Genomic DNA, 25,710 nt, shown 5'->3' on the forward strand with positions numbered 1-25,710 from the left:
TACCTATAACCAAAGAAAGAAACAATGTTAAAGTTTTCCCTGACCCTGTTCTTATGTATGTCCTTTTTGCTGTCGTTCAAGTACTTTGCGAATACCGGCAATCATGAAGTAAAGCCTGCTAAACGTGGCGTTTCCGTTTCAAAACAAGCGAAAGATTTAAATCATACTAAAAGCGATTCGCTTCACTGGCCTGCTGGTTTTACCATCACCAGGTTTGCGGGACCGGATCTTACTCCAAGCCCGGCTTGTTTGGCTGTAGCAGCAACGGGCGAAGTTTTTGTTGGCGTTGATATGATCGGTTCGCTGGGTAAAGACCCGGGGAAAGGGCGCATAATTAAACTCATTGATAGCGATAACGATGGCAAATTAGATAAACATACTGATTTTGCTGATGTTGATGACCCCCGTGGTATACTCATCATGGGCGACCAGGTTTTTGTGCTCCATACGGTTTTCTCCAAAGAAACACTTAAAGCAACCGGAATGATCCTTGAAGTTTTTGAGGATAAAGATCATGACGGCATTGCCGATGGGCCTCCAAAGCCACTTCTTGAGCACTTGAGTAACGCACATATGCTGGTTGAGCGCGGAACAGACCACGCAACCAACGGTATCCGCATGGGAATTGACGGATGGATCTATATTGCTGTGGGTGATTTCGGTTTCCATGACGCAACAGACCGTGATGGTAAAAAACTTACTATGCTTGGCGGCGGTATTATCAGAGTGCGGCCCAATGGCAAAGAAATGGAGGTTTATACGCATGGTTTACGTAATATTTATGATGTAGCTATAGATCCATATATGAATGTATTTACCCGCGATAATACCAATGATGGCGGCGGCTGGAATATCCGTTTTTCGCATCAAATCCAATCCGGCGAATATGGATACCCCTTATTATTTCAGCATTTTACTGATGAGATTTTGCCGGCACTGGTTGATTTGGGCGGCGGTTCGGGAACGGGTTCATTATTTATGGACGAACCTACCTGGCCAGAAAAATATAACCACGTACCTATGACAGCTGATTGGGGACGCAGCGAGCTTTATATTAATAGGGTAACACCCGATGGCGCCAGCTTTAAACAAGCCGAAGAGCCGTTTATTGAATTACCGCAGATCACCGATCTGGATGTAGATGGCTCGGGGAGGCTTTACCTTTCGGCCTGGGATGGCGCGGGTTATTCGGGTAGTGCTTCAAAGGGCTATGTTATCAGGGCCATACCTAATGGCTGGACGTATAAAGCGTTCCCGCATATTAAAGCTATGTCGGTATCAGATCTGGCCAATCTGCTAAAATCAGAAAGCGCCGTGGCAAGGCTAAATGCATCACAGGAGCTTATTACGAGGCCGGCAGATGAAAGCAGCAAAGCTGCTTTCGCGATAGCATCAGATGCAGGTGCCGCTTTGTATGCCCGCGTAGCAGCTTTATTTACATACGCTCAAATTACCCGCGAAAGCGGCACAACCAACCTGGTACAACTTACGCATGATAATGCTTTAAGGGAATTTGCCCTGCGTGCCTTAACCGACAGGAAAGGCGGAATAGCTCAGGTTCCTATTGCACCATTTTTAAGCGGACTGAAAGATCCGTCGCCGCGTGTGCAGGCTGCGGCCATTATCGGCCTGGGCCGTTTGGGTCGTTTGGAGGCGGCTACTGAATTGCTTAAAACTCCGGTTCCGGCAAGTTTTGTAGCCCCGGCTAAAAATACAGAGGGGCCGCACGCTACACCTAATTCGCCTATAATACTACCGCATTTAGCTGTGCGGGCGCTTGTGAGTATGAACGCGGTTGACGCATGTGTTGGCGCGATAGGAACACCTAACTCAACACTGGCGTTGTGGGCACTGCGTTATATGTATGATAACAAAGCGGTAAACGGTTTAATTGCTGCTTACCCTAAAGTCAAAGATCCCAAAACAAAGAAACAGATACTGGTAACGTTGGCGCGCCTGTACAAGCAAGAAGCGCCGTACGATGCTTCATGGTGGTGGGGGACCCGTCCGGATTCGCATGGGCCTATTTATAAAGGTATCCAATGGGATGCTTCGCCACGCATAGAGAAATTCCTGACACTTGAACGAACCAAAGCCGGTGTAACAGGCAAACAGTTTTTTGCCGACCTGAACGAACGCCATCAAATGGGAATAACTGCTTTTGGTGGAGAAGAAAAACCTGCTGCGACAAAAGAGGTTAAGGTTGACCTGGCTAAGATCCGCAATAAAAAGGGGCAGATAGGTAGTTCATCTATAGAAGATATTATGCTGATGCTTAACCAGGTTAAAGGTAATCCCGCAATAGGAAAGGCTTTGTTTACCCGCCAGGGCTGCGTTGCCTGCCATAGCCTTAACCGCGGTGAAAAATTGAAAGGACCGTTTATGGGTCAAATAGGATCAATCATGAACCGCCAGCAAATAGCCGAATCCATATTGAAACCAAGCGCTTCCATATCGCAGGGCTTTGCCACCGTGATGATTACCGCAAAAGGCAATAAAAGCTATATGGGCTTTATTTCTGAAGAATCAGCCCAGAAAGTGGTGATGAGAAACATAGCGGGCGATGTATTCACAATCAAGGCAAGTGATATCCTTAGCCGCAAGGAATTGAAAACATCTATGATGCCAACCGGATTAGCCAGCGCTTTGTCTTATGAAGAATTTGCATCGCTTGTAACCTTCCTTTCTCAGCAAAAGAATTGATAGTTTATAATCTCGCTAAACAAAGAAGGCTGATTTTCCTGAGGAAATCAGCCTTCTTCACTTATAGCCGAAATGCTATTGATTTAAATAATATCTTCCTTACAAGGAATCAATAGGCGATTCAAAATGTCTTCAAAAGTGAATAGTTCATTAAGGTAATCCTTGGTTACCAATGGCTTGGATTCATTGAATAGCTGCTTATAATACCTGATGCCATCCTGTAACTGCGCCTTAAATTTATCCAGCTGTTTCTTTTTCTTATCGGTAAGGGTAGTTAAATGAGCCTTAATATCTGTCTGTAAATAATCAATATAAAGTTCAATCTCTTTAATGAACATATGCGGGCGTTTTACTTTATCAAGCAGGTCCAGCTTGCCGTAAATATGTTTTACCATTTCATCAAGCGTGTATAACCTGTTGAAGTAGGCCAGGTTAGGGCCGGGGCATACAGCTACTGCCGGTGTTTCTTTGGGTTTAAGAATATCGTATTTGATATAGGCCGATGTACATAGCCCTTCACAAAGGCAGATCTTTTCTGTAACCGAATCAACCTGTTGCTGTAACTCGTCCTCGGGCAGGTTAAGTGATTGCAGTTGTTTGATTTTTAAGTTCTGGTATTCTCTTGAAGCAGTGCAAATGGGCTGCTCGGTAAATTCGGTATTTGTAACCAGGTATTTCTTGGTGCAGGGGCTGCCGGGCCTGTTCATTTGCAGGCGTTCAAGTCTTAATTGTTCCATGCTGTTTGGCCTGAAATTGTTGAACAATATGCCCAGAGGCGAGGCTTCGCTTACATAAAAATCATCGGTAGTGGCGCCGGCAAGCTGCATAAGTGTTTGTTCATCAACATTGGTGGTTTCCGGAACCAGCAAAAAAGGGCTTCCCCAGCCGGTTGCATCCACCTGGTAGTACTCCCTCAGGAAATTATTTTCTTCGGCAGTGCCTATGCCGCCCTGTACACTCAGGCGTTGTGCCGGAACGATGCTTCCGTTTATTCCTTTTTGACTTAATGCTGCATGATATAAGCCAAAAAGTTCGGCAGTCATTTCGGCGCGTTTCTCTTTAAACTCTTCCAGTATTGGGCCCAGTAAAAAGCCTTCGGTGGCAAAGGCATGCCCGCCACAGTTTAATCCTGATTCTACCCTGAATTCCGACACCCATAGGCCTTTCTTCGCCAGAAATTTTGCCTGTATAAATGCCGAGCGGAAGTCACTCACCTTGAGGATAATCCGTTTGGCGAAATGTCCTTCATTATCCGGCAAAAACTCATTGAAGGTTTCCAGGTAGCTGTAAAGTCTGGGGTTCATCCCGGCAGATAAGATAATTGAAGAATGAAGCGAACTGTTAACAAAGCCACGTAAGGCGGCCAGCGCATCTGTATTTTCATCGCCCAGATAATTGCCATCGGCATCAAAATTCATCTTATCCACTTTCGACATGATATTTACGTCGATAGCGCCAATGATCATTTTTTTACGCAGGATGTTTTGAAAAATCTGCTTGCGTTCACCATCCGGGTATTCCAGCATCAACTCATAGCCTTGTTTAAGCTGTGATGAATCGGGTAAAAGTTCAAAGTAGCGGGTTATATCGGTGCCCGGTTCAAACGGCTCTTTTTGTAGTTTCTCAAACTGCCGGGTTACCAGTTCATGAACAAGGTTTAAGTAAGCGGTGATCCGTTTGGCCCTGGCGTCGGGAACCGATTTAGGGATAGGTGTAAATATTTGATTGCTATCTAATGTATGATACTCGCGCATTCTTTCAATCAGTTCGTCATCAACTATCGAAATAACCGACGATATGCCGTAACGTGCAACCTTTAATGGGGTATCAACAGAATATCCTAATCCTAATACAGGGATATGAAATGTATGGCTCATGCAGATTTTTGTTTTGATGGAACATTAGTTCCGGTGCCAAAACTATGCAGGGTTCAATGCTCAAAAACTGACGGGTATCACTTTTTAGGCAATTGCTCATCATTATTTATACGGCGTTTATGGAGCAGTTTTGAGCCCGAAAGCATATCAAGCATGACAGGAAACCCTACTATTGAAAAAATAAGCTGTTACCATTGCGGTGATGATTGTTTAACCGAAGCTTATACCTTGGATGATAAGCATTTTTGCTGCCACGGCTGTAAAAGCGTTTATCAGCTGCTATCAGAAAGCCAGCTTTGCAATTATTATACTTACAATGACCATCCCGGCGCTACACGTGCCCGTACTGACAGGCGTTTTGATTACCTGTCAGAACCGGCTATAGTAAGTCAGCTTATTGATTATACCGATGACCAGGTTACTATGGTCACGTTTTATATACCGCATATTCATTGCAGTTCGTGTTTATGGCTGTTGGAAAAGCTCCATAAAATTAATCCTGCTATACACTATTGCCGCGTAGATTTTTTGAAGAAACAGCTTAATATCCGCTTTGATCATTACCGCATAAGCCTGCAGCAACTGGTTGAGCTGTTATATGATATAGGGTATGAACCATTGATCAGCTTGCAGGATGTTATTAAAGAACAAAGTGCCGCTACTAAAGATCAGCTGGTACAAAAAATAGCCGTGGCAGGATTTTGCTTTGGTAATGTAATGTTGCTGAGTTTCCCCGAATACTTTGGCATTTCGACGTATGAACATTCGTTCAGGCAGTTTTTTGGCTGGCTAAATGTGTTATTCGGTTTGCCGGTTGTTTTTTACAGCGGCCGTGAATACTTTGTTTCTGCCTGGCAAAACCTGCGTCGTAAATCGTTAAATATTGATTTTCCGCTGGCGCTGGGAATTGCCGTACTTTTTATCCGCACTTTTTTTGAAGTTGCCACCCATATCGGGGCGGGCTTTGCCGATACGCTTTGCGGACTTGTGTTCTTTTTGCTGGTAGGTAAGTTTGTGCAAAAGAAAACCTATCATCATATATCCTTTGAACGCGATTATCGTTCATTTTTTCCTGTAGCTGTAAACACTGTTGTTGATGAAAAAGAAAAGCCTGTTCCGCTTGCTGATCTGCAGACCGGGCACCGGATATTGATCCGCAATAATGAGATCATCCCGGCTGATGCCATTTTACTGAAAGGGCACGCGCTCATCGATTTTAGCTTTGTTACCGGCGAAGCCGTACCGATAAACAAAACCTGGGGCGAGATTATTTACGCGGGCGGTCGCCAAACAGGAGAAGCTATTGAACTTGAAGTTATAAAACCCGTATCGCAAAGCTACCTTACCCAACTCTGGAACAACGAAGCTTTTAACCGTAAACAGGATAACCGTATGCAAACCTTTAACCAAAAGGTGAGCAAGTATTTTACTGTTGTTTTATTGGTTATAGCTATTGCTTCCTTGTTGTTTTGGTTGCCAACAGATCTAAACCGGGGAATTGCCGCTTTCACAGCAGTGCTTATTGTGGCCTGCCCGTGCGCGCTGGCATTGAGTACGCCGTTCACCATGTCGGCAGCGCTAAGCATTTTCGACCGGAACCTTTTCTATTTAAAAAATACTGCTGTTGTTGAACAGCTGGCGGCTATTGATACCATTGTTATGGATAAAACGGGTACCATAACTACAAGTGATAATGATAATATCCAGTTAAATGCCCAGTTAAGTGACGAAGAACGCGAATTGGTTTACAACGTTTGTATGCACTCCAATCACCCGCTTAGCAGGATGATATGCCGGTACCTGGGAAACCATAAACGGCTGCCGGTAACCAACCTTTCGGAAGCTGCAGGCCGGGGTATTACCGCCTCTGTTAATGGGTATCAGGTACGTATTGGCAGTGAACAGCATGTTTCAGGATATAGCAGGAATACATTGGCAGGTACAAAGGTTCATGTTGCTATAGATGGTAACTATAAAGGATACTTTGCCTTTGCACATCAATATCGCGAGGGCTTGAAAAACATTAATAGCCTCGAAACTGATTATGAATTATACCTCTTGTCGGGCGATCAGGATCATGAGCGTTTTGAATTGATCCGTTTTTTTAAAACTACCGATAAGTTGTTTTTTAACCAGTCGCCCCAGGATAAGCTTGACTTTATAGGCAAGCTGCAGGAGAATGGTGCTAAAGTAATGATGATAGGCGACGGGCTGAATGACGCGGGTGCCCTTAAACAAAGTGACCTTGGTATTGCTGTTACGGATAACGTAAACAACTTTTCGCCCGGAAGCGATGCCATTATGGATGGCAAGTCATTTGGCAAGCTTCCGGCATTTTTGAAGTTTTCAAAAGATACGGTCAGGATTATTCACGCATCATTCCTGATCTCCCTTACCTATAATTTTATTGGTTTAAGCTACGCCATTACCGGCAAGCTTTCGCCACTGTTTGCGGCAATCCTGATGCCTGTAAGTACGATAACCATTATTTCTTTCACCAGTCTGGCTACGCATTTCGCAGCCAAAAAAAGGAAACTATCATGAGCGTTATATATTTTCTGATAGGGTGCAGCGTGGTGCTGGCGCTCATTTTTCTGACTGCTTTTTTCTGGGCACAAAGAACCGGACAAAACGAAGATTTGTACACTCCATCTGTGCGTATCCTGTTGGACGATTCGGAGGATGCCGATGATAAATAGTCAAATATGCAGGATTTAAAATCTTGCTGCATATTGACTCACCCGGTCTACGCTTCGCTGGACCACCCTCTCTCCGGCTGCTCCGCAAAGAGGGAAAAGAGAATAAAAAATATAATCCCCTCTTTGCGGAGCAGAGAGGGGTGGCGAGCGTAGCGATGCCGGGGTGAGTAACCGATACCGAAAAGTGATATCTGTCATCTTTTACGCCAATCTCCATCATTCTGCCGCTTACGCCAAGGCAATAGTTTTACACCATAATAAAAACACTTTATGCAGCCCGAAAAATTTTACTATGACAACAAGATCGTGCGGAATTTTGGCATAGCCACCGTGATCTGGGGAATAATTGGGATGACCGTGGGCCTCATCGTTGCTATACAGCTGTATAGTCCGGGGATGAACATGGGCAACCAGTATACCACTTTTGGCCGTATCCGGCCGCTCCACACCAATGCTGTAATATTTGCCTTTGTGGGTAATGCCATTTTTATGGGGGTTTATTATTCACTGCAACGTTTGCTTAAGGCCAGGATGTTCAGCGATTTACTGAGCAATATCCATTTCTGGGGCTGGCAGCTTATTATCGTTTCGGCCGTTATTACATTGCCGCTTGGGTTGACCACATCTCATGAATATGCCGAGCTTGAATGGCCGATTGATATTGCCATTACGGTGATTTGGGTGGTATTTGGGATTAATATGTTTGGCACCATATTTAAACGCCGGGAAAGGCATTTGTATGTAGCTATCTGGTTTTACATAGCCACCTTTGTTACCATTGCGGTACTGCATATCGTAAACTCATTTGAGCTGCCGGTATCTGCTTTTAAAAGCTATATGGTTTATGCCGGTGTGCAGGATGCCCTTGTGCAGTGGTGGTATGGCCACAATGCGGTAGCATTTTTCCTTACTACGCCTTATTTGGGTATGATGTACTACTTTTTGCCTAAAATGGCTAACAGGCCAATTTACTCATACAAACTTAGTATCCTGCACTTTTGGGCGCTGATATTCATTTACATCTGGGCCGGGCCTCACCACTTGTTGTATACCACGTTACCAGGCTGGGCACAATCTTTAGGTATAGCATTTTCCATTATGCTGATAGCACCAAGCTGGGGAGGTATGATCAATGGTTTGCTTACGCTGCGCGGCGCCTGGGATAAAGTTCGTGATGATGTTATCCTTAAGTTTATGGTGGTTGGGCTTACCGCTTATGGTATGGCAACTTTTGAAGGCCCCATGCTTTCACTAAAACAAGTTAACGCCATTGGTCACTTTACCGATTGGATTATTGCCCACGTGCACGTCGGCGCTTTAGGCTGGAACGGTTTCTTAACCTTCGCTATACTTTACTGGTTGATACCCCGCATTTACAAAACTCAGCTCTATTCCAAAAAAATGGCTTCGTTTCATTTTTGGATAGGCACTTTGGGCATCTTATTTTATGCGGTGCCGATGTATTGGGCTGGCTTTACGCAAGGCTTAATGCTTAAAGAATTTACACCCGAAGGTATCCTGAAATATCCAAACTTCCTGGAAAGCACCTTGCGCATTATCCCAATGCACATAATGCGCTCTGTAGGCGGCGGATTTTATTTGCTTGGTGTAATTGTAATGGCGTATAACCTTGTACGCACAGCAACGCAGGGCAAGCTGGTGGCTAACGAGGCCGCGCAGGCGATGGCTTTGGCACCATTGCCAAAATCCGCTAAAGATGGCACATGGCACCGTACGCTCGAGCGCAAGCCTATTCAGCTCATGATAGCCGCTTTGATAGTGATATTGATAGGTACGTTTGTTGAGCTGATGCCAACGCTTACCATTTCATCAAATATCCCAACTATAGCCGCTGTTAAACCTTATACGCCGCTTGAGTTGCAAGGCAGGGATATTTACATCAGGGAAGGTTGTTCAAACTGCCACTCTCAAACGGTAAGGCCTTTCCGGTCTGAAACGGAGCGATATGGCGAGTATAGCAAAGCAGGCGAGTTTGTGTACGATCACCCGTTTTTATGGGGATCAAAACGTACTGGTCCAGACCTGGCCCGCGAAGGAGGAAAGTACGGCAACGCATGGCATTATAACCACCTGATGGATCCGCGGCTGATGTCGCCGGGCAGTATCATGCCAAATTACGATTGGTTGTTAACCCAAACACTTGATACTACCACAACTATAGCTAAAATAAACGCGATGCGGAAACTGGGCGTACCATATGCGCCTGGCTATGAAAGGATTGCCAACAGCGATTTGGATAAACAGGCCAAAGAGATTGCTGCCAATCTTTATACCGACCATATCAAAATTAAGAATGATAAGGAGGTGATTGCCATCATAGCATACTTACAACGCCTCGGAACAGATATCAAAGCCAACAAAACAGCCAATAAATAAAATAGCCATGTTTAAACAATTTACAGAAAGCGTTAACGGTACCCAGGTGTACCTGCTGTTTTCATTAGCCATATTCCTGGTGTTTTTTATTGTTGTATCTGTGTTGCTCATCCGCCTCAGGAAACAACATATCGACCACATGAGCGATTTGCCGTTGGAAGATGGCATTGGTGAATCATTTAATCCTTATCAGTTATGAAACATTACCGCATATTATTTCTAATTCCGCTTATATTATTGATGCAGCCGGGTATGGCGGTTGCCGATAATCTGATCCCTGATGATCTGCAAAATGAAATAGCTTACTGGATCATAGTTGGCATGCTGTTACTATTTGTTGTAGCCATGCTGGTATTGCTCAAAACCTTTAAGGTGCTTGCAAGGGTAGTCCTGAAATCGCAGGGGTATACTGAAGAGCAGATAGCCGCTGAATTGGCTCCCGCTAAAAAGGTTAAGAAACCAAAGGCTGAGGTTTGGAACAAACTGCTTTCATTAAGGCCACTTGCCGAGGAGAAAGAGCTGCTAATTGCACATGATTACGATGGAATCCAGGAATTGGATAACCCGATACCGGCCTGGTTCTCATACCTGTTTTATGCTACTATCATTTTCGCAGTTGGATACATACTTAACTATCACGTTTTTCATTTCGGGCAACTACAATACGAAGAATATAATACCGAAATGGCACAGGCGGATATTGCAAAGAAAGCTTACTTGAGTAAAGCCGCCAATCGTGTCGACGAAAATACCGTGAAGTTAGATGCTGAACCCGGAGTAGTGGCCGCGGGGCAAGTGATATTTAAGCAAAATTGTGTGCCTTGCCACGGCGATCATGCGCAGGGCGTTGTTGGCCCTAACCTTACTGATGATTACTGGCTGCATGGCGGCAAGATCAATGATGTATTTAAGACCATCAAATACGGTGTACAGGCTAAGGGCATGCCAACCTGGGAGAAACAATTATCGCCTAAACAGATCTCGGATGTGGCAAATTACATCAAATCATTACACGGTACTAACCCCGCGGGTGCTAAAGAGGCCCAGGGCGAAAAGGAAAGTGATGACGATGCTAAAGCAACAAAAAAAGCATAGCGCAATATTATTATTAAAATAATGGAAGGATTACTGGAGGGTAAGGAAAGCAAAAAGCGGCAATGGATGTACCCGTTGGTGCGTAAGGGCAGGTTTTACAAATGGAGAAGCTGGCTGAGTTATTTTTATCTCATCTTCTTTTTCAGCGGCCCGTTTTTACGCATCGGCGGGCAACCATTGTTGCTGCTTGATTTTATGAACCTGCATTTTGTGCTGTTGGGCCAGGTATTTTGGCCGCAGGATATTTTTCTGTTCGCGCTGGCTTCGTTGGTTTTCCTGGTTTGCATTGTGGTGTTTACCATAGCTTTTGGTAGGATATTTTGCGGTTGGATTTGTCCGCAAACCATTTTCATGGAGATGGTTTTTCGCAAAATTGAGATCATGATTGAGGGCGATGCCAACAAACGTAAAAAACTGGATGCCGGGCCCTGGACTAAGGAAAAGATCACGAAGAAAACGCTTAAACATGCTTTGTTTATACTGGTATCATTCCTGATAGCCAATACTTTTCTGGCTTATATCATCGGTAGCGAAAATTTGATCCGGATTATAATTGAACCGATTACGCTGCATTGGGTAGGTTTTGCCAGTATCTGGGTGTTTACCTTGGTATTTTACCTGGTTTATAGCCAGGTGCGTGAACTGGTTTGTACATTGATATGCCCTTACGGCAGGCTGCAGAGTGTTTTGATAGATCAACATACGCTTGTTGTGGCTTATGATGATGTACGTGGCGAGCCACGGGGAAAATTAAGCAAGCTTGCCGACCCTTTTAATTTGAAAGGCGATTGTGTGGATTGCAGTTTGTGTGTGGCGGTTTGTCCTACCGGGATCGATATCCGCAAGGGAACACAAATAGAATGTATTAACTGTACAGCCTGTATTGATGCCTGCGATCAGGTAATGGATAAAATAGGCAAGCCCCGCAACCTGATAGGGTATTTCTCCGAAAATATGATCAGGCTTAAAGAGAAGCCAACTTTTACTGGTAGGATGATGGCTTATACTGCCGTGATCACTGTTCTGGTTGGCGTATTAAGCTGTTTTATTTTTAGTCGCAGCGATATGGATATGACGGTTATGCGAAGCGCGGGTATGCTCTATCAGCAACAGCCCGGCGGCTATATCAGCAATATTTATAACGCGGAGATTATCAATAAAACGGATAAAAACAAGCTGGTAACTATCGTGGCCGATGACCCTTCTATCAAAATAAAATATATCCAGTCGCCTGCTGTTATTATCCGGGGCGGAACGGAGAAGACAGTGTTTTTTGTTATGCTGCCTGCATCTCATATCCATTCTGCCAAAACAAAGATCCGGTTACAGCTGGTGGCCGACAAACGGGTTATCCAAACAGTGAGCACCAATTTTATAGGACCAATAAACGATTAAGCAAATGAATTGGGGAAAAGGAATTATAGCAGGGATGGCGGCATTTATGCTGTTTATCCTAAGCATGTGCATCTATATGTTCAACGCACCCGTTGATGACTATGATCATCAGTATTATGAAAAAGGATTGAGTTTCAATAAAGATCACGACCGCGAAGAACAAGTAAGTAAAGATCATGCTGAACCGGCTATATCACAAAATGCCGACCGGCTTATGATAACTTTTAGCGAACCTATAACCGGAAAGGTAAGTTTTATGCGACCATCTGATAAAGCTTTGGACAAATCGTTTAAGCTTGATAGCAAGGACGATAAACTGTTTGAAATTGAGCTAAAAGACCTTGCCAAAGGACCGTGGCAATTAACATTTGAGTGGGAAAGCGGTAAAAAATCATACTTGTACCATAAGGAGGTATACATTAAATGAGCAATAACGAGATAGCGTTTTTTATAGGGCTGTTTGGCAGCGTCCATTGCATAGGTATGTGCGGACCACTTGCCTTTGCAGTACCTGTTTCGCAGAATCGCTGGTGGCTTATTATAGCCGATAAAGTATTATATAATATTGGCAGGATAATCACCTATACCTTTTTAGGATTGTTGATTGGTTTGGTTGGTAAACAATTGTGGCTTTACGGTTTGCAGCAGGGGATAAGTTTGCTGAGCGGCGCGCTTATTATTATGGCCGGTCTCTCTCGTTTATTTAAACTGCGCCGGTTATCGCAAATGAAAGGCTTTCCTGCTATATTATCGCCCATTAATAAACTGCTGCAATATGCCCTGAAGCACAAGACCGGTCATTTGATTATAGGTTTGCTGAACGGATTTTTGCCTTGTGGTTTTGTTTACCTGGCGCTGGTGGGAGCGGTTAATAGTCCTTCGCCGGTAGATGCAGCAACCTACATGTTTTGGTTTGGAACAGGAACTTTTCCGCTGATGCTGGCTGCCACGGTTAGCTCGGGTTTTGTTGGGCCGGTATTCAGGCGCAGAATAAATAAGATAATGCCTTACCTGATGGTTTGCCTTGGGTTCTGGTTTATGTTGCGGGGATTAAATTTGAATATCCCTTATTTGAGCCCTGCAAAGCAATCATCTGGTATTGGGGTGTGCAGATGATAATTTAAAAGAGTGTCATGCTGAGGTTCTCGAAGCATGGTGGCGGGGCTTCTGCGCGCGACCCTTCGACAGGCTCAGGGTGCAATGTCATTAAGTTAAGGAAAATCCCCCAGCGGGGGTAAAGGTTTGTAGAAATAGTATAACCAAAAACAACCGTGCCAGAGGTACGGAACACCGGAGTTGTGTACCTACGGCACACAAAAAAAACTATGATAATGTTTATCTACAAACCTTTTGCACCTCTGGTGCAGCCTGTCAATCTCTTAACTTAATGACATTGCTCAGGGTGACAGGCCTAAGAATGGTAATAACTATTCAATTGAATCCAGACTTAAGAAGCTTTAAAAAATTCCTAAGTCTCTTCATCATATCGCCATACTAAATAACTGCGTAGCAGGTTTATTTGCCCATAGCCGGGCATCAATAGCCATACAAATATTGCGTAAAAAGTTCTTGCCTGTTGGAGTAACCTTCAAGCCCCATGAGTTGAGTTCTATCAGTCCATCGTCGGCTAAGGGTTGCAGGCGTTCAATGCCTTCAAGCAACGGCTCACAGGGTTCTGTATGATGGTTCCAGGTGGTTTGGCCTGTACACATGATATCCTGAATATGCCTGCGGATGATCATATCATCATTGGTTAAGATATGACCTTTAAAAACTGGTAGCTCGCCATTTTTTACAAGCCCCAGGTATTCCTCAACTGTTTTTACGTTTTGGGCGAAAGCATATTGCGAATCACTGATAGAGGATACCCCTAAACCAATCAATAGCTGTGTGTGCTGATGGGTATACCCCATAAAATTACGGTGCAGGTTACCGTTTTGCTCGGCCAAAAGCAATTCATCGCCCGGGAGGGCAAAATGATCCATGCCTATTTCAATGTAGCCGTAGTGTTTTAGCAGAGACCGGCCTACCTCATATAACTTAGCCTTAAGCTTTGCATCGGGCAAGTCTTTTTCTGTAAACCGGCGCTGGCCGGGTTTTATCCATGGTACGTGCGCGTAGCTGTAAAAGGCTATTCTATCGGGCATTAATCCGGCAACCTGTTGCATAGTTTCTGCTAAACCGGGTAAGGTTTGCAAGGGCAAGCCGTAAATAAGATCATAGTTGATTGATGTATAACCAATACGGCGTGCCTGGCCGGTAACAGCTTGAATCTGTTCTATGGTTTGATGGCGGTTGATGATAAACTGAACTTTAGGGTCGAAATCCTGGATGCCCAGGCTCAGCCTCCTGAAACCAAGATCATATAAGGCCTGTAAATGATCAACCGTAGTATTAGCAGGGTGGGCTTCAAAGCTAAAGTTTGCATCCGGATGGATATCTGCATTAAGCAAAATAGCGCTGATCAGCGCTCTAAGATTTGCCGGACTAAAGAATGTGGGAGTACCACCACCAAGATGAATTTCGCGGATGAGGGGCTTCTTACCAAAGATGTTCTTGTACATAGCCCATTCCAGTAGCAAGGCTTTAATGTACGGTTCCTCAACCCGGTGATTTTTGGTGATACGTGTATTGCAGCCACAGTAGGTGCACAGGTTTTCGCAAAAAGGTAAATGGATGTATATACTGATACCATCCTGCGTGTTACTTTCTGTAAAAGAGTGTTTTACTGTTTTTATCCATTCGTCATTACTAAATGCATCGGTATCCCAATAAGGCATGGTTGGGTAGCTGGTATAGCGGGGAGCAGCCACATTGTATTTGGCTGTAAGTGATTGTTCCATGATCTGAAATCTTAAAGCGTTGAGTGGATGGTATTATTCCGGCAACTGTTGGCGCATACGCAGGCTTCGCCGGAACACTTGTTCTGTCGCCACTGATCAAGGTTGCGGATGGTTTGGTCTGCTATTTCCTGCAGGGCTTCTTTGGTTAAATAGGCCTGGTGCGGGGTAACCAGCACGTTGGGATAATTTAATAAGCTATGCAGTAAAGGATCTTTAATAAGATCATCTTCATGATCCTCAAAAAATAAACCCTTTTCAAATTCATAAACATCCAAACCCAGATAGCCAATCTTGCCACTTTTTAGGGCCGCTATAACATCGGTAGTACGGATGAGCGCACCTCTTGAAGTGTTGATCAGCATTACCCCGTTTTTCATGAGGCTGATGGTTTCGTTTTTGATGAAGTGTTTGGTGCCTGGCGTAAGCGGTAAATGAAGCGAAATGATATCAGCAGTGGCAAGCAGTTCATCCAAAGCAACGGGTTTTATATTGGGAGCGTCTGCGGGGAATGCCGGATCATAAGCAATTACATTGCAGCCAAGGCCGTCAAAGATCTTCGCTGCAGCTTTGCCCGTATTGCCAAGGCCAATTAGTCCTACTGTTTTTCCTGAAAAGTTAAATCCCATCAACTCATCATTTCTGAAATCAAAATGATGACTGTGCTCATCGGCCCTGATGATCTGCCGGTTTAGCGCGAATGCAAGGGCTACCGCATGCTCAGCTATAGCCTGTGGCGAATAGGACGGGATATTTGATATACTGATGCCATATGCAGCCGCGACTTGTTTATCAATATGATCGGTGCCGGTTGAGCGGGTAATAATGAGCTTTACACCAAAGCCTGCAAGCTTTTCAATTACCGGGGCCGACACGTCATCATTGGTAAAAACAATTACGGCATCTTTACCTTCGGCAAACACGGCTGTATCTGGGGCGAGGGCATTGGATATTAAAGTAATGTCGTGTTTTTTTTGATTGGCTTTTGCCAGAAACTCCTTTTCAAAAGGCTTGATGCTATATGCTACCGCTTTCATTTGCAATGATTTATCAAGCGTAAAATTAGGTTTGAACAAACGCATGCGGAATGAGCCTCATCAGCAGAAAAAGTGATGCTGATCAGTTTCTCATCTTTGATAGCTTGTCGATATCAAGGATGGTGATTACGCTGCCTTTTTTATCTATCAGGCCTTCATCTTTAAAATCGGATAGTGTACGGCTAACCGTTTCTGTAGCCATGCCTGCCATAGCGGCTAAATCTTCTCGCGATATTTTAAAGCTGTCAATAGCGCTGGTATATTGTTTATGGAGGCGCAGCATAGCCTCGGCCATTCTTTTTCTGACGGAGTGATAGGCCAGTTGCAGCAACTGTTCTTCCTTATCGCGGATGTTATTGGCAAGCAGCCTGATAAATTCGCGTCCAACCTCGGGGTATAAATTCAATAGCTCATCCAGCTGGTCTTTAGGGATAAGGCATAGTAAACTATCTTCCAGGGCTGTGGCAGTTTCGCTATAGGTTTCGTTTGATAGCAGGGAGTGGATACCCAGATATTCGTCGGCAGTATAAATTCCGGTCATCAGTTCACGGCCATCCTCGGCCATTTTTACGGTTTTTATCCTTCCTTTTATTACCAGATAAAGGCCGTTACCTTTATCGCCCTCATAATAAATTACCTGGTTTTTCTTGAATTGGCGGGCGCGCCGTTCTTCGATGATGCGTTTTAATTCGGCCAGACCTTTGTTTTTAGATAACAGCTGGTTTAAATTATCGAGAGAGCGGCTGTAAAAGATCTGTTGGGCCTCTTTCTTTTTGAGCCGGCTTTCAACCGCGCTCAGTAGTTCCATGTCATCAAACGGCTTGGTAAGGTAATCGTCGGCACCCATTTCCATGCCTTTGCGTAGGTCAACGCGCTCGGCTTTGGCGGTTAAAAATATAAAGGGGATAGCAGCCGTGACCGGGTTTTTATTCAGCATATATAATACACCATATCCATCCAGCTCAGGCATCATGATATCGCACAAAATAACGTCCGGAATGTTTTTCAAAGCCAGGTCGACCCCGGTGCGACCGTTGCTGGCTTCAAATACGCTGTAGCCGGCAAGTTCCAGTATTTCAACTACATTTTCGCGGATATCGTTGTTATCTTCAATAATAAGTATCTTTTTGCTCATTGTTCGGGAAATGAAATGGTGAATATAGTGCCCTTGTTAACGCTGCTTTTAAACGCGACGCTGCCATTCATGAGGTGGGCATAGCGGGCAACAATGTTTAAGCCTAAGCCGGTGCCGGGAATATTGCCCGTGTTGTGCGCCCTGAAGAAAGCTTCAAATAAATGCTTCTGATCGGTTTCGGGGATGCCTATGCCGTTATCTTTTACGGTAATGATGCAGCCGTTTTTGCCAATCTCGGTATTAAACTCAATAAAAGTGTTTTCGCCCGAGTATTTGATGGCGTTGGCAATGAGGTTGATAATGCAGTTTTTGAGGAGGTTTAAATCAAGGTTAACCCTGCTGTTGCTGCCGGTGTGCTGGTAGATGATGTTCTGGTCTTTTTTGGCTATCAACTGCATTTCCTCCGTGATCTCTTCTGCCAGCTTTACCAGGTCAAAAGATGTTAGGGAAGGCTCAACACGCCCGGCTTCAAGTTTTTCGTGCGACAGGAAATCATTCAATATCGTGGTAAGATTACCAACAGCGTTTTTGATCTTGTTGACGTGTTTACTGATGTTTTGACTTTGCAAATGCCCCGCGTATCGTTCAATGAGTGAGGCAGATAGTTGCACAGCACTTAAAGGCGTACGAAACTCGTGCGATGCCATCGATACAAAACGGCTTTTTAACTGTCCTAACTCCTTTTCTTTTTCGAGCGAAATGCTGACTTCCTCTTTAGCTTGCTGAAGTTCTTTTACGGAGAGTTGGAGTGATTGTGTACGTTCATGTACTTCATCTTCCAGGTGTGACGCATAATCCTTTAGCTGTTCTTCTGCTTCCTTTTCGCGGCTGATATCGTGTATAAAGCCGGTGTATATTTTGCGCCCCGAGTATTTTACCTCGCTTACCGCAAGGCGGAAAGGGAATTGTGAACCATCTTTTCGCAATCCCGTAACCTCACGGCCAATACCTATAATGTGTGCCCGCCCGGTGTTCTGGTACCTGTTGATGTATTCATCGTGATTGTTCCTATCTGGTGGGGGCATCAGCATGGATACGTTTTTGCCGGTTACTTCGGCAGGGGTATACTGAAATAGTTTACATGCAGAAGGGTTGATCGATTCGATCAACCCTCTTTCATCAATTGTTATGATACCATCAATAGCGTTTTCGATGATCGCATTCAGTAATGCTGCACTTTCCATATTAAACCCATCGCCATTTTATGTGGCAAACAAATATCCGTACCCAATGCAAAGTGGAGCATAATCACCTTCAGTTTAAAAAGTGATATTGATCATTTTTTAAACTGAAGGGTTTACTTATAGATGGCCTGATCTTAGGCCCATTCGGTAGTGAATTGTTCAAATTCCGATGTTAATTCGTTTACCGATTGCTGTTGCGCTAAACATTCCTGATTTAAGACTTCGAAGATTTTTAAAGTTTTGTCAACGGAGTCTTCATCCGCAGCGTCCACTGCCAACCGGTTCAGGTTTTCGCGGATCCGGTTTCTTAATTTGTCGATATGATTTTTGCGGGCAATTAGCACGGCCTTAAAATGCTCCGCCCTTTTTAAAAGATCCTTATCCGCACTGTCCTCTGTTACTTCGTCCAACTGCTCTTGTATGAGAAATAACTCAAAATGATAAAAATCAAGCCTCCGCAGCCATTCCTGGTGAAGAGGAGTGGTTTGTTTTATGTTGATTTGTTCCATGCCATAAGAGTAGTGATCACATCGCTTAAAAAAAATGACTTTCGTCACCTTTTTTATTGATTGATATCATAAAGCGGAACTGAGTGCTTGTAAAATAACCAGGAGATCGCTGCCTGGCTATTTTGAAATTGTGGTATCGTGTTGAAAATTATTACTTTACCCGGTATCCAACTCCAATGCCAACTACCCAGGGCCTTATTTTAACATCTGCACCAATGTTTTTCAATACCGGCTCAAGCGATTGATTACCGGCTGGTGTAATGTTTGCCGCGTTTACGGTTGCATTAGTGCTCAGGAAAAGTTTCTTCACATCTATATTCAGGAATACGGTTTTAGTAATGTCGTAATCAATACCTGCCTGCGTTGCAAACGAAAGCTTATTTTGATAATCTATCGCCTGTACAACCGGGCCTTTATCGGCATTATAAAATATCGTATAATTTGCACCCGCGCCTATGTAAGGTTTAAATGCTGTACCGGTTGGCAAATGGTATTGTAAAGTAAGGGTGGGTGGAAGCAACCAAACTTTGCCAAGGTTAATGTCTGCCGAAGAACTGCCGCCTATAGCTGTAAGGTTTGATCCCTGCGTTTTTACTTTATGCTTTGATGTGCCAAGGATCAGTTCGGCCGAGAAGTTTTTACCAAAGAAGTAAGTGATATCCAACTCGGGTACGTACGCGTTGCTTATATTGATATCGCCATCTATAACGCCAATTTTGGCGCTTTCCTGGGGTAATATACCTATTGCCCTCACGCGGATATCCCATTCATTTTTCTGTTGGGCTAAGCCATTAAACGCACTAAACAGGCATAGCGCCAACATACATAGTTTTAAAGTTTTCATAATATATGGATTTGAATTATGCCCCAAAACTATAGCTGGTGTTTAGTCCGGTACATGATGGCAAACAAGCTGTTTGCTGATTATTGTCATTGCCATACTGCATGAAAATGTGACCGGGTAAAATGCGTATCAAACAATGATAAAGGTTATGTACTTAAGCGATTCTGATCATATACTCATTAATATGTTTAGTCTAAACTTACAGCCTTGATTTAGTTAGTTTATTTATGATCATTTACCAACATTTTACATTTGATGCAGCGCATTTTTTACCGCATGTTCCCGAGGGTCACAAGTGCCGTAATTTGCATGGCCACACTTATCACCTCACACTTTATATTGCCGGCGATGTGCTGGAACAAGAGGGCTGGATCCTGGATTTTTCTGACTTGAAAGCAATTGTAGCACCTGTTATTGGCATGCTTGATCATACGCTTTTGAATAATATTGAGGGGCTCGAAAACCCAACGGCCGAACTTTTGGCCACCTGGATCTGGAAAAAAGTAAAGCCTTTACTACCAGGGCTGAAGAAGATAGAACTTAAAGAAACACCGTCATCAGGTGTGATTTATGAGGGCGAATAGATCTGATTAAGTTGTTTGATAGGAATACCCGGTATTTTATTGTTATACAGCTTGTTTTGGGTTTTTAATCACGTAGATAGATGACGATGGTCATTATTTTTAGCCCTGTAAACAGGCAGTTTTGTAGTGTAAAACATTCAACACTCAAAACATGAAAACACTGCTTGTTACCACCGATTTTTCAGCCAATGCAAAGCATGCTGCTGAATATGGCTATAAACTTGCCAAACAGATCAAAGCTAACATGGTACTATGTAACGCGGTTATCGTACCTGCCGAGATGCCGCAAGCGGGCGCCGTAGTATGGCCAATGGATGACCTTGAATTGTTATTGGGGGATAGTACTATCGGCCTTGAAAGTTTAAAAGCCGACTTGGAAAAGGCTGCTAATACTAACGGGTTTATACCTGAAATTACAATCAAAAATGAACCGGGAATTTTAGCTGATGTTGTGGAAAGCTATGCGAAAGGCCAATCGGTTGATTTGGTGGTAATGGGCACTCATGGCGAAGGGATGAGTAGCTTTTTATTAGGCAACCACTGCAAAAACATGATAGCAAATACCACCAGGCCGTTAATGCTTATTTCTCCCGATACTCAATTTGTTCCCTTGAAAAAAATAGCTTTCGCAACAGATTTTGCTGATCCGGAGAATGATATACAGAGCTTGTTTCATTTGATTCCGCTCGCCAAAATTTTAGGTGCCGAAATTTTGCTTACTCATATTTATGATGGTGAAGAACTCACCGCTGAGTTGAAAAAGACCATCTCGGATTTCATGACCCAGGTATCCAACAAAGCGAATTACCCGCACATATATTATCGCAGTGTACGGAACAGCAAGGTTGAAGCTGGTTTAAGCTGGCTTTGTGAACACGGGCAGGTGGATATGCTTGTAATGGTGCACAGACCTCATATCTTCGTTTACCGCTTGCTGAAAAGCAGCCACAGTGAAAAAATGGCCGGTCGTATCGCTATTCCGCTATTGGTTTTCCCTGCTGTGAAATAGACTGTTTTTAAAAAGCGATCCGGCTGCAGTTATACCCCCCGTGTTTTGAAAAGGTATAATTACAGCCGGTTTGTTTTTATAGCCTTGTTCCGATCTTATCAGAAAGAAACATTAATTAAAACGTTGATATTACCGCGTGTAGCCTTTGAATAAGGGCAGGTTTGATGCGCAGCTTCAACCACTGCTTTCGCCTGGTCTGCTGTAAGGCCGGGAAGATAAACATGCAAACGCGCCTGAAGGTTGAAAGCAAGGTTGCTTCCCTCGCCGTTTGTGGCCAGGTCAATTTCTGCTTCAACGGTAGTATCAGCCGGAAGCGGGATTTGCAAGCCCGCCGCATTGCGCCTCATAGCACCAATAAAACAAGCCGACCAGCCGGCAGCAAATAGCTGCTCGGGATTAGTCCCGCGGCCTTGCCCTCCCGGAGTAGACAGACTGATATCCAAACGGCCATCGGTGCTTTTTGAGGTGCCTTCGCGGCCGCCGGTTGTTTTTACTTTGCCTGTATATAATACTTTATCCGCAACAATCTGCGCGTTATTGGTTACATCAATTACTATTACTGGTTCCATTTTATTTAGGGAATTTTGAGAGGTATTGAATTATTTAGTAAAGCTTTCGGCTTCAATTATCGCGTCAGCAAAAGCTTTAGGGGCTTCCTGCGGAAGATTGTGGCCGATACCACCGGTAATGGTATGGTGTGCATATTTGCCTTTAAACCTGATAGCATAATCAGCAGGCTGAGGATGTGGGGCGCCGTTTGCATCGCCTTCAAGTGTTACCGTTGGTACGGTTATAGGAGGGGCCATGGCCAGTTTCTTTTCAAGCTCGTCGTATTTTGCTTCACCTTCGGCAAGGCCCAGGCGCCAGCGGTAATTATGTATCACAATGGCAACGTGATCAGGATTGTCAAATGCCGGAACTGAGCGCTCAAATTCGGCGTCGCTGAATTTCCATTTAGGTGAAGCCGTTTCCCAGATCAGCCTGTTAAAATCGCGCCTGTTGGCTTCATAGCCCGCGCGGCCACGTTCGGTGCTAAAATAAAACTGGTACCACCATGATAGTTCTGCCTTTGGAGGCAATGGTTTTTTGTTTGCTTCCTGGCTACCTATCAGATAACCACTTACAGATACCAAAGCTTTACAACGCTCTGGCCATAAGGCTGCCATGATATCGGCTGTGCGCGCGCCCCAGTCAAACCCACCAATAATCGCGCTATCTATTTTCAGGGCATCCATCAGTTCGATGATATCGGTAGCTAATGCTGCCTGTTGCCCGTTTCTGAATGTTTGTGCCGAAAGGAATTGTGTTGTACCATGGCCGCGCAAATGAGGGACAATTACACGGTAACCTGCTTTGGCAAGTATTGCAGATACCTCAACATAACTATGTATATCATAAGGCCAGCCATGAAGTAATATTACGGGTTGTCCGTTAGCCGGGCCGCTTTCGGCATAACCGATGTCAAGCAGGCTGGTTTTTACCTGTTTAATGGTATCAAAAGTGCTGTTAGAAAAAGCAGTATCTTGTTGTGCCGACGAATTAGTATTCCTGGTTTCAGCTTTCAATAATCCGAAGCCACCAAATTCTGCTGCGGCAACGGTTAGCGCGGTGATACTAAGAAAGCGGCGGCGACTGAAGTTTGTTTTGTTTTCCATGATAAATATCGTTTTAAGTATGCTGTTCTGTTGTTTTTGATTGTTTGTTATAACAAAATTATATCACCATAACTGATATCGGAACGACAGATGCTATGAACCAGACAGATCAGAGTTTCAATTAGACATTTTTACTGATGGATTAATTTTTGCGGTTTTTTTTGCCGCTCACAGGGACGCATTTATTGATAAGAAAAATTAGAATTGTGATCTCGAATACAAAAGGCGATAGATGATCCGGGTACACTCGTCGGTCCAATTAAGTAAGTATTAATATTGTAACATGTATGTTACCTTAGGTGTTTATTTAGTACTATAGATATACTTGTTTATAGTATTTTTTTGTAAAAACCTAACTTTAGCAGGTCACTTAACGTGCGTTGATTTACCTTATGAAGCTAAAATTTAACCGTAACCTGCAGCTTGGCTATGGGTTTTCTATTATAACCTTACTTGTCATTGGAATCATATCTTATATTACACTTAATAATCTTCTGAATAGTAATAAGGCTGTAGAGCATAGCACACTGGTTATCCAAAAACTGGAGCAGGCTATGTCTGTGATGAAAGATGCCGAAACCGGGCAACGTGGTTATTTGCTTACCGGTAAAACCACGTTTCTGGAACCTTACAACGGTGCTTACCAACGTGCAACTAAGCTTGTTAATGAAGTGAGCATGCTTACTGCCGATAATCCACAGCAGCAGGCAAATCTGGTTAAAGTGCATGATGTACTTACTCGCCGAATGGAAATCCTGAAAGATTTTGTTTCAAAAAAACAGCAAAATCAACTGATACCACCCATTGATCTGGAAAGGGGGAAATCTGCCATGGACGCGCTGCGCTCTGCTGTCGATCGTGCAGAAAACGATGAACGGAGATTACTGGAGCAACGGGCATTGGTTTTAGAGAAATATACCTTTTTTGCCCCAACAGCTATTATTGCAGCGCTTGTACTGGCAGTTGCTATCGCATTGATATCTTATTTCAATATCATGCGGGATGTGCGGGAGAAAGACAGGCTTCAAAAAGAACTACAGGCCAAAGAGGAAGAAACAGCGGCTTTCAATGAAGAACTAACGGCAGCCAATGAGGAAATCACAGCAGCAAATGAAGAACTGACGGCCATTAACGAAGAGCTTTTCCAAACGCAGCACCAGCTCTCTGAAATGAACGAGTCGCTTGAAGAAAAGGTAGCTACCCGTACCAGGGCACTGGCAGAAAGCGAGGAAGAAACCCAGGCACTTAATGAAGAGCTTACCGCGATAAACGAAGAACTGGCAGCAGCGAATGAAGAAATGCTTGCCACAAACGAAGATTTACAAAAAAGCCGGGAGGAAACCCAGCAGAGTGAGCGGTTATTTCGTTCCATTGCTGTAAATATTCCAAAATCGTTAATTCTGGTGATGGATCCGGCACATAACCTGGTTACTGTAGAGGGTGATCTGATGGATAAGTTAGGATACCACCGCTCCAGTTACAGAGGTGTGCCCATGGCATCTGTTACAACCCCAGATCGATATGAGGCAACAAAATATTATTATGACCGGATGCTGAATGGCGAGCAAATCAGAACGGAACTTAAAAGCGCCGCCGGAGAAGATTTTCAGGTTGATTTTGTGCCCCTGAAAAATAATAACGGAACGGTTTACGCAGGCCTGGTGATAGCGCTTGATATTTCAGAACAAAAACTTGCCGAGGAAAGAAGTGCGAAGCTCGCGGCAATTGTTGAATCATCGGACGACGCTATCATAAGTAAAACACTGGATGGGGTAGTCACCAGTTGGAACAGGGCTGCCGAAAGACTTTTTGGCTATACAGCAGATGAGATGATTGGTCAATCTATCCTGAAAATCTTCCCTGAAGAGCGTGTAGATGAGGAGCCGGAGCTTGTTATCCGTATTAAAAACGGGGAGCGGATAGAGCATTACGAAACTGAAAGACTTACAAGCGATGGTCGTATGCTGAATGTGTCCCTCACGGTTTCGCCTATATTTGACATTCACGGTAATATTACCGGCATTTCCAAGATTGCCCGGGATATTTCAGAAAAAAAGCAGGACGAACAGCGGAAAAGCGATTTTATAGGTATGGTAAGTCACGAACTTAAAACACCGCTAACGTCATTGATGGCCCTGATTCAGGTTACCAATATTAAGCTGAAAGGCAGTGAGGACAGTTTCCTGGCGGGCGCTATGGAAAAGGCAGAAATCCAGGCGCGAAGAATGAGCAGTATGATCAATGGTTTCCTTAATGTTTCCCGGCTGGAGTCTGGTAAAATCGCCATAGATAAAGAGTTATTTGATCTGGACGAGCTGATCAGCGAAGTTGTTGAAGAATATGAATTGACTGTTTCTTCGCACATTATTCATATTGATATTTGTGATCACGTACAGGTAAACGCCGACAGGGAAAAGATAGGCTCCGTTATTTCCAATCTGCTTAGTAACGCTGTAAAATATTCGCCTAAAAATAAAGATATCGAGCTAAGGTGCGCCTTGGTTAACGGCTTCGCCGAAGTAAGCGTGCAAGATCGAGGTATGGGGATCAAGGAACAGGACTTGCCTAAAATATTTGATCGTTATTACCGGGTGGAAACCAGCCATACCCGTCATATTTCAGGTTTTGGTATAGGCCTTTATTTAAGTGCCGAGATCATCCGCAGGCATGATGGGCAGATTTGGGCAGAAAGTGAAAGCGGAACCGGATCTGTTTTTCACTTTAGTTTACCGATAGAACAGGCTTAA

21 protein-coding genes are annotated in these 25,710 nt (G+C 44.0%); 12 read left to right on the forward strand and 9 right to left on the reverse strand.

Annotated elements, in window-relative coordinates; genetic code table 11:
* Positions 1 to 24: 24 nt before the first annotated feature.
* Positions 25 to 2,703, forward strand: coding sequence for a DUF7133 domain-containing protein (locus DUL71_RS25475; RefSeq protein ID WP_114940688.1), 2,679 nt, complete (start codon positions 25 to 27; stop codon positions 2,701 to 2,703).
* Between the two features lie 83 nt (positions 2,704 to 2,786).
* Here the strand turns inward: DUL71_RS25475 and DUL71_RS25480 are convergent, their stop codons facing one another.
* Positions 2,787 to 4,580 carry a hypothetical protein gene (locus DUL71_RS25480; protein WP_114940689.1) on the reverse strand — a complete coding sequence of 598 codons (1,794 nt, stop codon included), beginning with the start codon at positions 4,578 to 4,580 and terminating at the stop codon, positions 2,787 to 2,789.
* 153 nt (positions 4,581 to 4,733) lie between these two features.
* Between DUL71_RS25480 and DUL71_RS25485 the strand changes: the two genes are divergently transcribed.
* From DUL71_RS25485 to DUL71_RS25520, 8 genes are all read left to right on the forward strand, one after another.
* The gene (locus DUL71_RS25485; protein ID WP_114940690.1) at positions 4,734 to 7,124 is read left to right on the forward strand and encodes a heavy metal translocating P-type ATPase; all 2,391 of its coding nucleotides are present in this window, start codon (positions 4,734 to 4,736) and stop codon (positions 7,122 to 7,124) included.
* Positions 7,121 to 7,279, forward strand: coding sequence for a cbb3-type cytochrome oxidase assembly protein CcoS (ccoS, locus tag DUL71_RS25490; RefSeq protein WP_114940691.1), 159 nt, complete (start codon positions 7,121 to 7,123; stop codon positions 7,277 to 7,279). Before DUL71_RS25485 ends, ccoS begins: the two co-directional genes overlap by 4 nt.
* A gap of 270 nt (positions 7,280 to 7,549) precedes the next feature.
* Positions 7,550 to 9,676: a cytochrome-c oxidase, cbb3-type subunit I gene (gene ccoN, locus DUL71_RS25495; RefSeq protein WP_114940692.1), complete on the forward strand. Its 2,127-nt coding sequence runs from the start codon at positions 7,550 to 7,552 to the stop codon at positions 9,674 to 9,676.
* Between the two features lie 7 nt (positions 9,677 to 9,683).
* Entirely contained in the window at positions 9,684 to 9,875 is a 192-nt protein-coding gene (locus DUL71_RS25500) for a hypothetical protein (RefSeq protein ID WP_091206730.1), read from the forward strand.
* Positions 9,872 to 10,771 (forward strand): cbb3-type cytochrome c oxidase N-terminal domain-containing protein, encoded by a 900-nt coding sequence (locus tag DUL71_RS25505; protein WP_114940693.1) that lies wholly within the window; start codon positions 9,872 to 9,874, stop codon positions 10,769 to 10,771. Before DUL71_RS25500 ends, DUL71_RS25505 begins: the two co-directional genes overlap by 4 nt.
* 21 nt (positions 10,772 to 10,792) lie before the next feature.
* Positions 10,793 to 12,166 (forward strand): cytochrome c oxidase accessory protein CcoG, encoded by a 1,374-nt coding sequence (gene ccoG / locus DUL71_RS25510; protein ID WP_114940694.1) that lies wholly within the window; start codon positions 10,793 to 10,795, stop codon positions 12,164 to 12,166.
* 4 nt (positions 12,167 to 12,170) lie between these two features.
* Positions 12,171 to 12,593, forward strand: coding sequence for a FixH family protein (locus DUL71_RS25515; RefSeq protein WP_114940695.1), 423 nt, complete (start codon positions 12,171 to 12,173; stop codon positions 12,591 to 12,593).
* A complete protein-coding gene (locus DUL71_RS25520) occupies positions 12,590 to 13,282 on the forward strand; it encodes a sulfite exporter TauE/SafE family protein (protein WP_114940696.1) in 693 nt (230 codons plus the stop codon). The genes DUL71_RS25515 and DUL71_RS25520 overlap by 4 nt, the downstream gene beginning before the upstream one ends.
* A gap of 365 nt (positions 13,283 to 13,647) precedes the next feature.
* Here the strand turns inward: DUL71_RS25520 and hemN are convergent, their stop codons facing one another.
* The 6 genes from hemN to DUL71_RS25550 form a co-directional block, all read right to left on the reverse strand.
* The gene (hemN, locus tag DUL71_RS25525) at positions 13,648 to 15,009 is read right to left on the reverse strand and encodes an oxygen-independent coproporphyrinogen III oxidase (RefSeq protein ID WP_114940697.1); all 1,362 of its coding nucleotides are present in this window, start codon (positions 15,007 to 15,009) and stop codon (positions 13,648 to 13,650) included.
* Positions 15,010 to 15,020: 11 nt separating this feature from the next.
* Positions 15,021 to 16,088: a 2-hydroxyacid dehydrogenase gene (locus DUL71_RS25530; RefSeq protein ID WP_244228833.1), complete on the reverse strand. Its 1,068-nt coding sequence runs from the start codon at positions 16,086 to 16,088 to the stop codon at positions 15,021 to 15,023.
* A 37-nt stretch (positions 16,089 to 16,125) separates the two neighbouring features.
* Positions 16,126 to 17,178 carry a response regulator gene (locus tag DUL71_RS25535; RefSeq protein ID WP_114940698.1) on the reverse strand — a complete coding sequence of 351 codons (1,053 nt, stop codon included), beginning with the start codon at positions 17,176 to 17,178 and terminating at the stop codon, positions 16,126 to 16,128.
* Positions 17,175 to 18,362: a PAS domain-containing sensor histidine kinase gene (locus tag DUL71_RS25540; RefSeq protein WP_114940699.1), complete on the reverse strand. Its 1,188-nt coding sequence runs from the start codon at positions 18,360 to 18,362 to the stop codon at positions 17,175 to 17,177. The genes DUL71_RS25535 and DUL71_RS25540 overlap by 4 nt, the downstream gene beginning before the upstream one ends.
* Positions 18,363 to 18,496: 134 nt before the next feature.
* Positions 18,497 to 18,871: a hypothetical protein gene (locus tag DUL71_RS25545; RefSeq protein WP_114940700.1), complete on the reverse strand. Its 375-nt coding sequence runs from the start codon at positions 18,869 to 18,871 to the stop codon at positions 18,497 to 18,499.
* A 151-nt stretch (positions 18,872 to 19,022) separates the two neighbouring features.
* Positions 19,023 to 19,715 (reverse strand): OmpW/AlkL family protein, encoded by a 693-nt coding sequence (locus DUL71_RS25550; RefSeq protein ID WP_167443316.1) that lies wholly within the window; start codon positions 19,713 to 19,715, stop codon positions 19,023 to 19,025.
* Between the two features lie 227 nt (positions 19,716 to 19,942).
* On the opposite strand from DUL71_RS25550, the gene queD reads away from it, so the two are divergent.
* Both queD and DUL71_RS25560 read left to right on the forward strand, forming a co-directional pair.
* A complete protein-coding gene (gene queD, locus DUL71_RS25555) occupies positions 19,943 to 20,299 on the forward strand; it encodes a 6-carboxytetrahydropterin synthase QueD (RefSeq protein WP_114940701.1) in 357 nt (118 codons plus the stop codon).
* A gap of 151 nt (positions 20,300 to 20,450) precedes the next feature.
* A complete protein-coding gene (locus DUL71_RS25560) occupies positions 20,451 to 21,308 on the forward strand; it encodes a universal stress protein (RefSeq protein WP_114940702.1) in 858 nt (285 codons plus the stop codon).
* 98 nt (positions 21,309 to 21,406) lie between these two features.
* On the opposite strand, the gene DUL71_RS25565 is transcribed toward DUL71_RS25560, so the two are convergent.
* Positions 21,407 to 21,877 carry an organic hydroperoxide resistance protein gene (locus tag DUL71_RS25565; RefSeq protein ID WP_114940703.1) on the reverse strand — a complete coding sequence of 157 codons (471 nt, stop codon included), beginning with the start codon at positions 21,875 to 21,877 and terminating at the stop codon, positions 21,407 to 21,409.
* A 30-nt stretch (positions 21,878 to 21,907) separates the two neighbouring features.
* A complete protein-coding gene (locus DUL71_RS25570; RefSeq protein WP_114940704.1) occupies positions 21,908 to 22,963 on the reverse strand; it encodes an alpha/beta fold hydrolase in 1,056 nt (351 codons plus the stop codon).
* 392 nt (positions 22,964 to 23,355) lie between these two features.
* Here DUL71_RS25570 and DUL71_RS25575 point away from each other — a divergent pair, with 392 nt between their 5' ends.
* Positions 23,356 to 25,710 carry a PAS domain S-box protein gene (locus DUL71_RS25575; protein ID WP_114940705.1) on the forward strand — a complete coding sequence of 785 codons (2,355 nt, stop codon included), beginning with the start codon at positions 23,356 to 23,358 and terminating at the stop codon, positions 25,708 to 25,710.

The sequence above is a fragment of the Mucilaginibacter endophyticus genome (assembly GCF_003351025.1).
GTDB lineage: Bacteria > Bacteroidota > Bacteroidia > Sphingobacteriales > Sphingobacteriaceae > Mucilaginibacter > Mucilaginibacter endophyticus.

What these genes read in the sequence shown, in the direction of transcription:
- DUL71_RS25475 (WP_114940688.1), top strand. Translation starts at nt 25, where the DNA reads ATGTTAAAGTTTTCCCTGACCCTGTTCTTATGTATGTCCTTTTTGCTG.
- DUL71_RS25480 (WP_114940689.1), bottom strand. Translation starts at nt 4,580, where the DNA reads ATGAGCCATACATTTCATATCCCTGTATTAGGATTAGGATATTCTGTT.
- DUL71_RS25485 (WP_114940690.1), top strand. Translation starts at nt 4,734, where the DNA reads ATGACAGGAAACCCTACTATTGAAAAAATAAGCTGTTACCATTGCGGT.
- ccoS (WP_114940691.1), top strand. Translation starts at nt 7,121, where the DNA reads ATGAGCGTTATATATTTTCTGATAGGGTGCAGCGTGGTGCTGGCGCTC.
- ccoN (WP_114940692.1), top strand. Translation starts at nt 7,550, where the DNA reads ATGCAGCCCGAAAAATTTTACTATGACAACAAGATCGTGCGGAATTTT.
- DUL71_RS25500 (WP_091206730.1), top strand. Translation starts at nt 9,684, where the DNA reads ATGTTTAAACAATTTACAGAAAGCGTTAACGGTACCCAGGTGTACCTG.
- DUL71_RS25505 (WP_114940693.1), top strand. Translation starts at nt 9,872, where the DNA reads ATGAAACATTACCGCATATTATTTCTAATTCCGCTTATATTATTGATG.
- ccoG (WP_114940694.1), top strand. Translation starts at nt 10,793, where the DNA reads ATGGAAGGATTACTGGAGGGTAAGGAAAGCAAAAAGCGGCAATGGATG.
- DUL71_RS25515 (WP_114940695.1), top strand. Translation starts at nt 12,171, where the DNA reads ATGAATTGGGGAAAAGGAATTATAGCAGGGATGGCGGCATTTATGCTG.
- DUL71_RS25520 (WP_114940696.1), top strand. Translation starts at nt 12,590, where the DNA reads ATGAGCAATAACGAGATAGCGTTTTTTATAGGGCTGTTTGGCAGCGTC.
- hemN (WP_114940697.1), bottom strand. Translation starts at nt 15,009, where the DNA reads ATGGAACAATCACTTACAGCCAAATACAATGTGGCTGCTCCCCGCTAT.
- DUL71_RS25530 (WP_244228833.1), bottom strand. Translation starts at nt 16,088, where the DNA reads ATGCGTTTGTTCAAACCTAATTTTACGCTTGATAAATCATTGCAAATG.
- DUL71_RS25535 (WP_114940698.1), bottom strand. Translation starts at nt 17,178, where the DNA reads ATGAGCAAAAAGATACTTATTATTGAAGATAACAACGATATCCGCGAA.
- DUL71_RS25540 (WP_114940699.1), bottom strand. Translation starts at nt 18,362, where the DNA reads ATGGAAAGTGCAGCATTACTGAATGCGATCATCGAAAACGCTATTGAT.
- DUL71_RS25545 (WP_114940700.1), bottom strand. Translation starts at nt 18,871, where the DNA reads ATGGAACAAATCAACATAAAACAAACCACTCCTCTTCACCAGGAATGG.
- DUL71_RS25550 (WP_167443316.1), bottom strand. Translation starts at nt 19,715, where the DNA reads ATGAAAACTTTAAAACTATGTATGTTGGCGCTATGCCTGTTTAGTGCG.
- queD (WP_114940701.1), top strand. Translation starts at nt 19,943, where the DNA reads ATGATCATTTACCAACATTTTACATTTGATGCAGCGCATTTTTTACCG.
- DUL71_RS25560 (WP_114940702.1), top strand. Translation starts at nt 20,451, where the DNA reads ATGAAAACACTGCTTGTTACCACCGATTTTTCAGCCAATGCAAAGCAT.
- DUL71_RS25565 (WP_114940703.1), bottom strand. Translation starts at nt 21,877, where the DNA reads ATGGAACCAGTAATAGTAATTGATGTAACCAATAACGCGCAGATTGTT.
- DUL71_RS25570 (WP_114940704.1), bottom strand. Translation starts at nt 22,963, where the DNA reads ATGGAAAACAAAACAAACTTCAGTCGCCGCCGCTTTCTTAGTATCACC.
- DUL71_RS25575 (WP_114940705.1), top strand. Translation starts at nt 23,356, where the DNA reads ATGAAGCTAAAATTTAACCGTAACCTGCAGCTTGGCTATGGGTTTTCT.